General features: G+C 67.5%; 9 protein-coding genes. 4 read left to right on the top strand and 5 right to left on the bottom strand.

Annotated elements, in window-relative coordinates:
• Positions 1-66 precede the first annotated feature (66 nt).
• From JRI60_RS52300 to JRI60_RS52280, 5 genes are all read right to left on the bottom strand, one after another.
• Positions 67-1,755 carry a hypothetical protein gene (locus JRI60_RS52300; protein WP_204223658.1) on the bottom strand — a complete coding sequence of 563 codons (1,689 nt, stop codon included), beginning with the start codon at positions 1,753-1,755 and terminating at the stop codon, positions 67-69.
• A gap of 293 nt (positions 1,756-2,048) precedes the next feature.
• On the bottom strand, positions 2,049-2,717 hold the full coding sequence (locus JRI60_RS52295; protein WP_204223657.1) for a retron system putative HNH endonuclease: 669 nt from the start codon (positions 2,715-2,717) through the stop codon (positions 2,049-2,051).
• Positions 2,718-2,722: 5 nt separating this feature from the next.
• Positions 2,723-4,060: an AAA family ATPase gene (locus JRI60_RS52290; RefSeq protein WP_204223656.1), complete on the bottom strand. Its 1,338-nt coding sequence runs from the start codon at positions 4,058-4,060 to the stop codon at positions 2,723-2,725.
• Positions 4,061-4,081: 21 nt separating this feature from the next.
• Entirely contained in the window at positions 4,082-5,041 is a 960-nt protein-coding gene (gshB, locus tag JRI60_RS52285; RefSeq protein ID WP_204223655.1) for a glutathione synthase, read from the bottom strand.
• A 1,017-nt stretch (positions 5,042-6,058) separates the two neighbouring features.
• Positions 6,059-6,352 (bottom strand): hypothetical protein, encoded by a 294-nt coding sequence (locus tag JRI60_RS52280; protein ID WP_204223654.1) that lies wholly within the window; start codon positions 6,350-6,352, stop codon positions 6,059-6,061.
• Positions 6,353-6,496: 144 nt separating this feature from the next.
• On the opposite strand from JRI60_RS52280, the gene JRI60_RS52275 reads away from it, so the two are divergent.
• From JRI60_RS52275 to JRI60_RS52260, 4 genes are read left to right on the top strand one after another with little or no spacing between them, the layout of a single operon-like run.
• A complete protein-coding gene (locus JRI60_RS52275; RefSeq protein ID WP_239470240.1) occupies positions 6,497-7,804 on the top strand; it encodes an endonuclease domain-containing protein in 1,308 nt (435 codons plus the stop codon).
• Positions 7,776-8,831 (top strand): hypothetical protein, encoded by a 1,056-nt coding sequence (locus JRI60_RS52270; protein WP_204223653.1) that lies wholly within the window; start codon positions 7,776-7,778, stop codon positions 8,829-8,831. Before JRI60_RS52275 ends, JRI60_RS52270 begins: the two co-directional genes overlap by 29 nt.
• Before the next feature lie 34 nt (positions 8,832-8,865).
• Entirely contained in the window at positions 8,866-12,066 is a 3,201-nt protein-coding gene (locus JRI60_RS52265) for a BREX system ATP-binding domain-containing protein (RefSeq protein WP_204223652.1), read from the top strand.
• A gap of 20 nt (positions 12,067-12,086) precedes the next feature.
• Complete coding sequence (locus JRI60_RS52260) at positions 12,087-12,401, top strand: DUF1330 domain-containing protein (RefSeq protein ID WP_204223651.1); 315 nt, start codon at positions 12,087-12,089, stop codon at positions 12,399-12,401.
• Positions 12,402-12,517: the final 116 nt, after the last annotated feature.

Here is a 12,517-nt window from a genome sequence, read left to right as displayed (position 1 = left end):
TGCGGAGGGTCGTGACACTCCTCCGAGGCCAGAGCGGGCCTCGGAGGTCAACGCCTGGAGTCCCGCTCAGGGCCTCTTGCGCAGGATGGTGCCACCGGGGCCGACGACGAGCAGGCCCTGGTCACCCAATGGCAGCACACCCCGGAACGGGCGGTTCACCCCCGTGTCCTCGGTGGCCCAGCTGCTGCCCGTCCAGCGCAGCAGGGTGCCACTGTCCCCGCTGGCCCAGACCGTTCCCGCTCCGTTGCCACGGACGGAGAACAGCTCCACGCCCAGGGGTGTGGAGACATCCGTCCAGGCCGTGCCATCCCAGTGGAAGGCCTTGCCCGCCTTGCCCACCACCCACACGTCGCCGGGCCCACTGCCCCACACGTCGTTGAGCCAGGCCGTGGACGGCAGTGTCACCGTCGTCAGCGCGGTGCCATTCCAGCGGCGCAGGCCATCGCTGCCCGTCACCCACACGTCGTCGGGTCCGCTGCCCCACAGGCCCGTGAGGGTCGTCGTGGAGGTCACCTGCGTCACCTTCCAGGTGGAGCCGTTCCAGCGCCCCACCTTGTTGGTGCCCACCGTCCACACGTCACTCGGGCCGCTGCCCCACACGTCGTTGTAACCGCCCAGCCACAGCCCCGATTGCGCGGCGGCGGAGCTCCACGTCGCGCCGTTCCACCGGTAGAGGATCTCCCCGGCCGCCCAGACATCGTTGGGGGCGCTGCCCCACAGTGCCTTGAAGCGGTAGTCACTGCCCGTCGAGACCGTCCGCCAGGCCTCGCCGTCGTAGTGCAGGACACCGGCATCCGTGCCACCCACCGCCCAGATGTCGTTGGACCCGAAGGCCAGCAGACCCTGGAGGTTCTGGTTGCTCTCGCCCTCGGACCTGCGCGCCCAGCCCAGCCCGTCGAAGTGCCGCACGTCGCCATAATCCCCGACGATCCAGAGATCCCCCGCGCTCGTGCCTCCCACGGCGTTCACCTTCTGCACCGGGAACGAAGCCGCGGACCAGCTCGAGCCGTCATAGCGGATGACCGCGGTCGGAGCGGTGGCCCGGATGTCGTCGGGACCCCGGGTCCACACGGAGGTCAGGTCCGCGCTGTAGGGCGTGGTGACGACGGACCACGCACTGCCATTCCAGCGCAGCACCTTGCCGCTCGTGCCCACCGCCACGACATGACCGGGCGCGCTGCCCCAGACGTCGTAGAGGGAGCTGACCGTGATGGGAATGGAGACGGACGTCCACTCCGTCCCGTTCCAGTGGTGCACCCAGCCACCCGAGGCGGCCCCGCCCACGGCCCACACGTCGTTCGCGCTCGCGCCCCAGACGGAGCGGAAGGTGGTCGTGGCTCCACTCGTGACCGACGTCCAGGCCGAGCCGTTCCAATGCAGCAGGGTGCCGGCCTCGCCCACGGCCCACGCGTCGCTCGGGCCACTGGCCCACACGCCGTACAACACCTTGCTCGTGCCGCTCTGCACCGACTTCCAGCCGGTACCGTCCCAGTGCAGCACGACGCCGGCCTCGCCCACGGCCCACACGTCGCGCCGGCTGCTGCCCCACACCGAGTTCAGCGTGCCGGTGGTCAGCGAGGGGAAGTACGTCCAGCCCGTCCCGTCCCAGCGCTGGAGGATGCCGCGCTCACCCACCATCCACACGTCACTGGCACTGGCGGCCCAGACGGATTTCAGATGGTTGCCCTGCGGCCGGGGGTTCTCCCAGCACCAGCCCTCCGCGTTGCAGAGGGGAAAGGCATTCCCCACCGCCATGCCCGCATCGTCCTCCGAAGTACCTCCATCACCCTGGGTGTTACCTCCGTCACTGGGGGTCCCACCGGTTCCGGCATCACTCTCCGATGCCACGGGCGGCTGCGCCCCGGGTGTATCGCCACCACAGCCCCAAAACCCAGACAGTCCACACAGCGCCAACACCACGGCCCAACGCTTCATACTTTCCAGGTGTCCTTCCTCCGCTTCCCACTCCGGCCAGCAGGGAACGCGGTGTTTCCATATTGACGGAAGGGACCTGGAGTGGATCGGCCAGCAGTACGGACTCGAAGTGGTCAGCTCGTCAGCGGGACGGACGAGAGCGGTATTCCCTTCAAGAGAGCATCCCGAAGCAGGTTCGCAAACGCGGAGTACTCCTCGGATGCCGAGGCCGCTTCGTCGAGCAGGCGCCGCGCGTTGGGATCGATCGTGGCACGCTGGGCAATGAACCAGAGTTGTTTGACGCGGGTCGATCGGTGTCTGCGCAGATCCTGGCGATTGAGCCCGAGACACTTCTCCGTGGTGTCCCCCCGTGTCGTCCTTCCCCGCACGCTGGCGAGCCTCGTCACGGGATCGTACTCGAAGGAGAGATGCAGCTCCGGGTCCTCGGTACAGGGGTTGACGAGAGGGCCTCCCTGAGCCTTGAGCGGGAACTCGTCACCCTTGTGCTCGCTGCCGTTACACACGCCGCAGGCCAGGACGAGGTTGGACCAGGTGAAGGCCTGCTTCGGGTACTTCGATTTCGGCCGGTAGTGCTCGATGTGTCCGTAGTCGACGTGCAGGATGGAGCTCTCGCAGTATGCGCACTTGCCGTGGAAGAGCGTGACGAGCGCATCCTTCACGTCCTCGTGCCGGTACCTGTCCAGGACGCGCTGGCGCTCCTTCGGCGTACGTGCCGTCTGGAGGTCCCTCAACCACCGCGCCCGATTGCGAGTCAGGACGTCGGGCGCGCGTCCACGCCTCACCCGGATCATCCCCGGCCTTTCCCCTGGAGCGCCTTGTCGATGTAGGCATCCAGCTTCGCATCGAGTGAGCCCGGCTCAGGTGGACCTCCGAGGGGCCTGGCCTGCTGCATGAACGCGCGCAGCCGCGCGAATTCCTTCTGCTCGGCCTGGCTGCGCCTCTTCTTGCGAGCCAGAGCGTCATACCGGTCAATAGCGGCCTGTGTTGGAGGCGAGTAGGGTGACAACTGACCGAACGCCTCGCTCTGGAGGATGCCGTCCACGCTGAGGGCCGCAAGGGTCTCCACCTGCTCCACCCGGGTGACGCCCTGATCGAGTGTCAGCCGCAAGGTGAGGGCATCCTCCCCGGCCCCGGCGGCCACGAAGGGGCTGTGCGTCGCGACGAAGAACTGGAGCTTCGGGAATTGCTCACGCAGCCAGCCGGCGATGTACCGCTGCCAGCGGGGGTGCAGGTGGATGTCCAATTCGTCGATGAGCACCACCCCTTCCTCATGAAGGGGATTGGCACTCTTGGGGAAGGCTTGGATGAGCCTCCAGACCAGATCTCCGGCGAGCGCCAGGACGCTCCGGTAGCCATCGCTCATCGCGATCGTTGGCACCTTCCGACCTCCCACGTCGAAGAGGATGCGTCCCTGCTCAGTTACGCTATCGAAGCGAGTCCCTCTAGGCAGCATGCTATTGATCGCATTAATGCCCAGGTCGCGCTGGCGCTCGGCTTGACGGGAGCTTTGACGCCTCTTGGCGCTGACATAGTCGAGGTAGACCATCCACCGCTCGAATGTCGCGAGGGGCTCGTCCTCGTTGAACTGGGTGAGGAAGTTCGTGTAACGCGCCTGGGGCTCTAGTGCTGGGACAATGACCTGCTGAGAACGTGTCAGACGCCGAAAGGCGCCGTATCCGGCTGCGAACCACCCCTGTCCCCTTGAGGAGAAGGCGTGCTCGCGCAGCCACGACAGGTGCGGTGAGGGAAACCCTACGATGGTGGGCTCCGTATAAACCCGGCCCCTCAAAGATAGGGGTTTCCTACCTGTCACCATCAAGTCGTGGTGAAACAGCTTCGATGGCTTCTTCGCCTTTCCCGGGTCCTTTTTCCCTTGGTGAAAGCGAACGTGCAGAAGGCCTTGCTTCGACTCATCCCGTAACCATCCCACCGGGCGGGGAATCAACGTTTGCGCTCCCTCCGGCCCTGCCATGAGAAGGCCAAGTGCCTGAAGCACCGTGCTCTTGCCGCCACCATTTTCACCCAGCAAGGTCACCCAGCGGTAAGGCTTGTCTTCGTGAGTGAAGGAGAACTCCTGCCTCTCGAAGCTGCGGATGTTATGAATGATCAGTTCCTTGACCCACATGGTGCGTCGTCCCCACGGCGCTCAGCGCCTGCTGCCCGCTAGCCGCTCGGCGACGTCGATGACCTTCGCCTCGACGTTGGTGTTGTCCAGCTTGTCCACCTCCGCGATGCCGGTGGGGCTGGTGACGTTGACCTCGGTGAGCCAGTCGCCAATCACGTCGATGCCCACGAAGTACAGGCCCCGCGCCTGGAGCGACGGCTTGAGCCGGGCGCAGATCTCCAGCTCGCGCGGGGTGAGCTGCGTCTTCACCGGAGTGCCACCCGCGGCCATGTTGCCGCGGTGGTCGTCCTGGGCCGGGACGCGCAGCACCGCGCCACAGGGCTCGCCGTCCACGAGGATGATGCGCTTGTCACCCTGGCGGCTCTCCGGGAGGTAGGCCTGGGCGACGATGGCCTTGCGGCCTCCGAGCGTGAGGACCTCGAGGAGCGAGCGGGTGTTGCGGTCTCCGGGCTGGAGGAAGACGATGCCCTGGCCGCCGAAGCCCTCGACGGGCTTGAGGATGGTGCCCTGGGGATGGCTCGCGACGAACCGGGAGAGCGCCACCATGTCGCGGGCGATGAGCGTCTCGGGCATGAGCTCGGGGAAGCGCAGGCCGAAGAGCTTCTCGTTGGCATCGCGGATGCCGGTGGGGTTGTTGAGGAAGACGGGCTCGCGGCCGTTGCACAGCTCCACCAGCTGGGTGGCCTGGATGAAGTCGGCGTCGACGGGCGGATCCTTGCGCAGGAAGAGCACGTCGAGGCTCGACAACGGGCGGATCTGCTCGTCGAGCAGGTCGAAGTGGTTGCCGGGCTCGCGGCGCACGGTGACGGTGCGCATGCGGGCCTCGGCGGAGGTGCCGCCGAAGCGGAGCCAGGGCTGCTCGAAGTAGCGCACCTGATGCCCGCGTCGCTGGGCCTCGAGCATGAGGGCGAAGGTGGAGTCATGATCCACCCGAACGCCCTCGAGCGGGTCCATGAGGAAGCCGATGGTGAGCGCGGCCATGGGGTGCGGGTGCCTCCTGAGCGGGGACGAAGATGATACCCGTTGAGTAGACGCACGGAGGCGGCCGCGCGAGAGAAAAAGCACGCGGGGCGAGGATTCCGGGTGACGCGGTTGACACACCGAGGGCCCGGCATCACTACCGCGGCCAGCACACAGCGGATCCAGCACCCCGGGGGTAGGAAAGGCACAGCTCGTCCGGACGGCAGGCCTCTGGCCGTTCGGGATCACAGGTGGAGCGGCACACTCCCAGGATACAGACCGAGCCTTTAGCGCAAAGGGGCTTGTCCGTGCCACAAGACTGGGCGCACGACATCCATATCTCCAGGCCCGTATCCGTCTGGAGGGGTTCTCCGAGGACGCACTGCTGGCCTTCGGGGCAGGCCTTCTTGAGACATCCCTTCCCACGCAGCACGCCACACACCGAGGCGCCGCCCTTCATCCGGACACATTGCTGACCCTTGGAGCAGACCCCGCGCTCACAGGTGGGCAAGCACGAGGGTCCATTCAGGCCGTCCTGGCAGAAGAAGCCCTCCGGGCAACCCGGTGGCTCGTCCAACAGGCAGGGGCGGCCACACCATCCCTCGTTGCAGCGCAGACCCGGTGCGCAGGTCTTCTCTTCACGATCCGTCGTGTGCACGCACGACTCACCCTCTGCTCTCAATCCCGGGTTCACGCACACACGAACCAGAGGACCTTCATCCAACGTGCGGAATGATTGACAGGTCTCTCCCTGTTCGCATTGTGAGTCCGTCTGACATCTGCTGTCGGTACAGAGCCCATCGCGTTCGTCGAGGATGAAGCTCAAACACCCGAGGGGATGTTCACAATCCCCACGTCCCGAACAGTGCTTTCCGTAGGTCTGCAGCTTCCAGGTCTCCTCCATTGGCAATACGGGAGCCGTTTGTGCGGCTCTCCAACGAGAGTCATTCCAGGATTCCCGATACGCCGTGCCGGCAACGAACACGAGCGGTAACGGGAGCAAGAACCCAAGAGCCAGGGCAAGGAGAGTGCTTCGATTCACTTGCAAGTCACCTGACAGGGCAGGGTCCTACAATTCCAGTCCTCTACCTTGTCATCGGGGCAGATCCTCTCCTCGTCTTCCTCCTCCTCCTTCTCTTGTTGATTGTTTCGTTGCTTCACCTCTTGTCGGAGCGCCTCTTCCCTGAACTCCTGATTGCGCTGCTGGCGATTCTCCCGCTCGTCCTTCTCCATCGCCCGATCGAGCGTACCGCCCTTTCGATAGGTATGCGGGCACCCGGTTCCCAGGACCAGCAGCCCCATCGCGGCTGTGAGCATGGCGCGTTGACCCATGAACTCCCCCCTGGCTGGATGATGCCTCAAACGCTCGATGGACCTCGAAGTGGAGGGAGCGACTCTCCATCGTGGGATGCCCACTGCCTGACACCGGACCCGGGTAGCCCCCCTTGATGCCGGGCCTCGACTTCAAGGACGCTCGTGTCCGTGCCCCTTGGCGGACCCGACACACGGAGCGATGCCTTCGCCCTCCACGAGTTGGAACGGCATCAGCGTCGGCGTGAGCAGGGCATCCCCACGCTCACCGTGCTCGCAGGCCCTCCCGGTCTCGCCTCCTCCCTCTGGCGTCGCTGGCTCGACTCCCTCCACCGGCCCGTCTGTACCGTGCTCGCCACCAGCGAGGTCGAGGTCACCCGCGCCTGGCTGGAGACGCTCGCACGCCTCGGAAGTCTGGAGTCCGCCGCGGCGGACTTCCTCGGTGGGGCCGCTGGCCTCGCTCCGGGCGAGCTGCCCTCCCGCTTGAAGGCGAAGACGTCCCACGAGCGAGACGTCCTCCTCCAGGAGCTGCTCCCCTCGGCTCCCGATGGAGACTCCACCCGCGTGTGCAGGTGTCTCCTCCAACCACAAGTTGTCCACAATCCAGGTGTCCCCCTCGACGCGGTGCTCGAGGCCTGTGGCCGGGACGCCATCCGCGCGCTCGCGGCACTTCATGCGATCCTCCCCCCGGCCACCGCCCCCGCACTGCTGCTCACCGGCTCCGGCGCCGAGGGACTGGCACGCGCGGCCCGCATCGCCTCGAAGCTGTGTGCCTCCATTCCCTCCCTCGTCATCGCCCTGACCGCGGATCGGCCCACGCTCGACGCCTACCTGCACGGCGAGGCGTCCAAGGCCCTCACCATGGTGCGCGAGGGCCTCCTCGAGCTCGACGCTCCTTCCGCCGAGACACTCGGTCGAAAGCTGGAAGCACTCGGAGTGAAGCCGTCGAAGGAGCTCTCCGCCCCGCTGGCCCGGCTCGCGCGGGACGGCGTGTCGGACGAGGTGCTCACGCTCTTCGGCGAAGTGGTCCGCGAGCACCAGCGGCCCTCTCGGGGAGACGGGCCCGAGGATCGCGCGCGCAGCGCCGAGGAGCGGTTCCTCTACGCCTGCCTCGGAGAGCACCCCACCACCCACGGGCTGTTCGAGCTCAACGCGTCACCGGGCTTCCTCCTGAGGGGCAGGCAGGTCGAGGTGGACCTGCTCGCCCGTCGGCTCTCGCTCGCGGTGGAGATCGACGGCTACCATCACTTCAAGGATCCGGAGGACTACCGGCGCGACCGGCGCAAGGATCTCGCACTTCAACGGCACGGGTATCTGGTGCTGCGCTTCCTCGCCCAGGACGTGGTGGCGCGGCTCGAGGAAATCCTCGACACTATCTCGGAAGTCATCTCGCAACGACGCGAGGCCCTCATGAAGGAGCCCTCGCGGGGGGAGGTAGATCATCATGGAGGGGCACGTTTCTCGTCTGGGTGAGCTGGCGCTCGCGTGGCTGTCGACGCGCGCGGAAGGCAAGGGGGCTCGAAGCGACCTGTCTCGCGCGCTGAAGCCGTTCACCGAGCACCGCTGGAGCGCCAGCGAGTGGAACACGCGGCTCGACGAGACGCTCGCGGCCCTGGAGGCCGGCGGACTCGCGCGGCGCACGGCGCGCAATGGTCTCGAGCTCACCTCCCAGGGGCGGACCCATGCCCTCGCGTGGCTCGGGGTGAAGCGCCTGGAGGGCACCTCCTGGAAGAAGCTCAAGAACACGCACCTGCTGGCGCGGGTGTTGGAGCTGCCACCGTCCTCCGGCAACCTGGCCCGGCTCGGCACCGCCGATGGCATGCGCGCGGTGCTCGTGCAGAAGCACCTGGGCAACGAGGCTCCTGGCTCCAGGAGCCTCACCCAGGTGCGTGACGCGCTGTGCTGGAAGCAGCTCGGCATCGAGACGGACAAGCCCTTCACCCTGGCCGCCGTGCAGGCCGTGCTGCTCGCCCGCGCCCTCCAGGCCTCGCGCGAGGCCGAGCCCACCCAGGCCATGCGGCAGCTCGCGGCCAAGAGCGTCGGCGCCCGGCGCTCGGACGCGGACAGCCTCCGTCTGGCCGCCATGCGCTCCTGGCTCGTACCCTCCTCGGAGCCCGTCACCCAGGCCCCCACGGCTCCCTCCACTTCCCCGGCGCGGCGCAACGAGCTCGCCGCTCCTCCCGAGCCGCCGCTCTTCGACTCGGAGCCGAAGCAGGAGGACCTGCGCGGCTTCGCCGAGCGGGTGCGGGAGGCGGCGAAGGCCTCGACGAGCGGGCGCTTCGGCGAGGACAAGATCTTCATCTCCCACGTCTGGCGCTCCCTGCGCGACCAGCTCCAGGGCCTGGACGAGAAGAGCTTCAAGGACAGGCTGATCGCGGCCAACCGCGAGCGGTTCCTCTCGCTGAGCCGGGCCGACCTGGTGGAGGCCATGGATCCGGCGGACGTCGCCGACTCGGAGACGCGCTACCTCGGCGCCACCTTCCACTTCATCGCCCTGTAGTCGCTTCCTCTCTCGCGGGTGCAAGGGATTCCCGATGAGCCAGCCCGATCTCCGTCTCGCCGCATTCCTCTCGGATCGCACCGAGGTCTTCCACTCCATCCAGCACCGCCATGAGATCTGGCGGCCCGACCCGTTCGACGTGGAGCATGTGCATCAGGAGGCGCGCACCTCCTTCGAGCGTCTGCTCACCCGCGCCACCACGCCGCCCGGCCTGGACTCGGGGCGCATCCTGCTGCTGCTCGGCGAGTCCGGCTGCGGCAAGACGCACCTGGTGCGCGCCTTCCGCGCCCGCGTGCACGAGAAGTCGTTGGGCTTCGTCGGCTACATGCAGATGACGACGGCCACGCCCAACTACGGGCGCTACGTCCTCGCCAACCTCATCGACTCGCTCGACCAGCCCTACTGCGAGCCCTCGCAGCCCGGCTCCGGGTTGATGAAGCTCTCCAGCGCGCTCTTCTCCCGCTGTGGCAAGTGGGCCGCTGGCCTGACGCAGCACGAGACGGACGTCGAGGACGTTCATCAGATCATCAGCGACGCCACCGACGAGCTCATCTCCCTGCCCGAGCTCACGGACATCGATCTGGATCTGATGCGCGCCATCCTCTACCTCCAGCGCAACGAGCCGAAGATCAAGAGCCGCGTCCTCAAGTACCTGCGCTGCGAGGATCTCTCGGATCCGGATCGCAAGGTGCTCGGCGGGATGGTGCCCCGCATCCACGATGACGATCCGAAGAAGATGGTGGAGCACCTCGGCCGGCTGATGCGGGCGCTGGGGCACTCGCTGGTGCTGTGCGTGGACCAGCTCGAGGACATCTACGAGCCCCAGGACGCGGGCATGCCCTTCCGGCGCGCCATGCAGACGATCTGCGATCTGGCGGACCGGGTCCCCTCGTCCCTCATCGTCATCAGCTGTCTGCGCGACTTCTGGGACAGCATGAACACGCAGCTCACGCGGCCCATGTTGGATCGCATCCTGTTGGACCCCGCGCCCATCATCCTGCAGAGCCTGCGCACCGCCGAGGAGGCCCGGCTCATCGCCGAGCGCCGCCTCGAGTACCTCTACGACCAGGAGAACGCGCCCTTCGACGCGGCGGAGCCCACGTACCCCTTCCCGCATGAGGGCTTCGAGGCCCTCGCTGGCATGCGTGCCCGCGACGTGCTCAACGAGTGCCGCCGCTACCGCGAGCGCGCCATCCGCGAGGGCCGTCTCCCCGAGCACTTCCCCCTCGTGGAGGACCTGCCCGGGAAGGTGGAGCAGCGCATCACCCAGCATCCCCAGCCGATCAGCTCGGCTCTGGACCAGCTCTGGAACGACTTCCGCGCCGGGTACAAGGGCTCGCCGCCCGATGATGACTCCGAGCTGGCGGTGCTCCTCGCCTGGGCCCTGCGTGCCAGCACCGACGAGGTGGACAGCGGGCACCGCTTCGAGGCCACGACTCTTGGTGAGTCCATCCACGTGGAGGTCTCTCCCGGGGACGGGAAGCTCCACGTCGCCCTGTGCAATGGCAGGCCGCAGGGTGGGGCGCTCGCGCGGCAGATCGAACAGGCCCGCAAGGAGAAGAAGGGCCGCACCCCCGTCGTCGTCCGCACCACCGCCTTCCCCAACAACCCGAAGACCCAGGCCGCCGAGGAGCTCGGCCGGCTCATCAGCCAGGGTGGGCGCCGCTCGGTGATCGAGGACAGCGATCACCGCACCCTGCTCGCGCTGAGGGACTTCCGCGGGCGCCACGAGTCCCGCGCCGACTTCGCCGCCTGGCTGCGCTCGGCCCGGCCCCTCACGCAGATCAAGGCGCTGCGTGACATCCTCGATCTGGATCGTCTGCGTCCCGCGGCGCGTCCGGCTCCCGCGATCCAGCAGACCACCGCACCGCAGGCCGCCCAGCCGCTCCCCGCGATCCGCACCGCGCCGAAGCCCGCCGCTCCGGTGCAGCCCGCGCCCGTTCCCCCGGCGCCTGCCCGGAAGCTGGAGCCCCTGCGCATCGGCGAGCTGGACAGTCTCTCCAAGGACTCCGTCCTCCTCTCTCCCGGCGATCTCATGCAGCACGCCGCGTTCCTCGGCGGCACCGGCAGTGGCAAGACGACGGTCGCGCTCAACGCCGTGGAGCAGCTGCTGATCCAGGGCGTCCCCGCCATCCTCATCGACCGCAAGGGTGACCTCGCCGGCTACGCCACCGATACCCTCTGGTCACGCCAGCTCGATGATCCGCGCCGCTCCGAGCGCCGCGCCCTGCTGCGTGAACGGCTCGACGTGGCCCTCTTCACCCCCGGGCACCCCCATGGCCGCCCGCTCGCCATCCCCATCGTCCCGGATGGGCTCGACTCCCTGCCCGAGTTCGATCGCAAGCAGGCCACCCAGCTCGCGGGTGACGCCCTCGGCGGCATGCTCAATTACAAGCACACCGGGCGCGACAAGTCCCTGCGCACCATCCTCATCCAGGCCATCGATCAGCTCGTCCAGCTCTCCCCCGCCGGCGTCACCCTGGAGAAGCTCGTCTACTTCATCGACGAGAAGGATCCTCGGCTGGTCAACGCCGTGGGGAGGCTCGACATCAAGCTGTTCGACAGGCTCGTGCAGGATCTCGAGACGCTGCGCATCAACAACGAGGCCCTGCTGGGCAGCGGCGGCGAGAAGCTCGAGATGGATCTGCTGCTCGGCCGCGGTGCCCACGCGCTCCCCGGCAAGACGCGCCTGAGTGTCATCAGCACCAAGTTCCTCGGAGATACCGACCGCGTCCTCTTCTGGGTGTCCCAGCTCCTCATCGAGGTGTCTCGCTGGCTCGGCCGCAACCCCTCCAGTGGCCTGCAGGCCGTGCTCATGTTCGACGAGGCCGACATGTACCTGCCCGCCACCCGGCAGCCCGCCACCAAGCAGCCCATGGAGAACCTGCTGCGGCGTGCGCGCTCGGCCGGTCTGGGTTTGATGCTCGCCACCCAGAGCCCCGGTGACTTCGACTACAAGTGCCGTGACACCATCCGCTCCTGGTTCGTCGGCCGCGTGCGGGAGAAGAACTCGCTCGAGAAGATGAAGCCCATGCTCAGCGAGGCCCGCGTGGACTTCACCGCGAAGATCCCCGGCCAGGCCACCGGCCACTTCCACGTCGTCAACGCGGGCCATGTGCAGCCCGTCAAGGCCGACCCGTCCGTGCTCTCCACCGAGCAGATTCCGGATGATGAGCTGCTGCGCCTCGCCGCCCGTACACTGCCCCAGGCCGAGGCCCGACGCACCGGCTCCTGATTGCGACGAAAGGGAAGTGAATGCCTGCCTATGTGGTCGTGCAGATCGATGTGAAGGACGCGGAGACCTACGAGCGGTACAAGCTGCTCGCTCCGCCGGCGATCGCCGCTTATGGCGGTCTCTACCTCGTGCGCGGCGGCGCGACCGAGGCGCTCGAGGGCTCGTGGCACCCCAAGCGCTTCGTCATCCTGGAGTTCCCCTCCACCGAGCAGGCCCGCGCCTGGTGGGCCTCTCCCGAGTACGCCGCGGCCAAGGCCCTCCGGCAGGCGTGTACGCACACGGAGATGCTCCTCGTCGAGGGTCTACCCCCGGGCGCGGATCCCACCAGGAAGTGAGGAAAGACATCCTCCGCGAGCCGCAACACGCCCCGTTCAAGATCAACCGCCGGGTTTATCGCGCTTGCCGCCCCTGCGTCTGTCAGTAGCGGCAACGGCGCGCTCGGTGTGTGGTC

It is taken from the genome of Archangium violaceum (genome assembly GCF_016887565.1).
Taxonomy (GTDB): domain Bacteria; phylum Myxococcota; class Myxococcia; order Myxococcales; family Myxococcaceae; genus Archangium; species Archangium violaceum_B.
This window is presented reverse-complemented; position numbering and strand designations above follow the sequence as displayed.

Bases quoted from the DNA above. Each gene is read 5' to 3' on its own strand.
- JRI60_RS52300 (WP_204223658.1), bottom strand. From the start codon at position 1,755: ATGGCGGTGGGGAATGCCTTTCCCCTCTGCAACGCGGAGGGCTGGTGC.
- JRI60_RS52290 (WP_204223656.1), bottom strand. From the start codon at position 4,060: ATGTGGGTCAAGGAACTGATCATTCATAACATCCGCAGCTTCGAGAGG.
- gshB (WP_204223655.1), bottom strand. From the start codon at position 5,041: ATGGCCGCGCTCACCATCGGCTTCCTCATGGACCCGCTCGAGGGCGTT.
- JRI60_RS52280 (WP_204223654.1), bottom strand. From the start codon at position 6,352: ATGGGTCAACGCGCCATGCTCACAGCCGCGATGGGGCTGCTGGTCCTG.
- JRI60_RS52270 (WP_204223653.1), top strand. From the start codon at position 7,776: ATGGAGGGGCACGTTTCTCGTCTGGGTGAGCTGGCGCTCGCGTGGCTG.
- JRI60_RS52265 (WP_204223652.1), top strand. From the start codon at position 8,866: ATGAGCCAGCCCGATCTCCGTCTCGCCGCATTCCTCTCGGATCGCACC.
- JRI60_RS52260 (WP_204223651.1), top strand. From the start codon at position 12,087: ATGCCTGCCTATGTGGTCGTGCAGATCGATGTGAAGGACGCGGAGACC.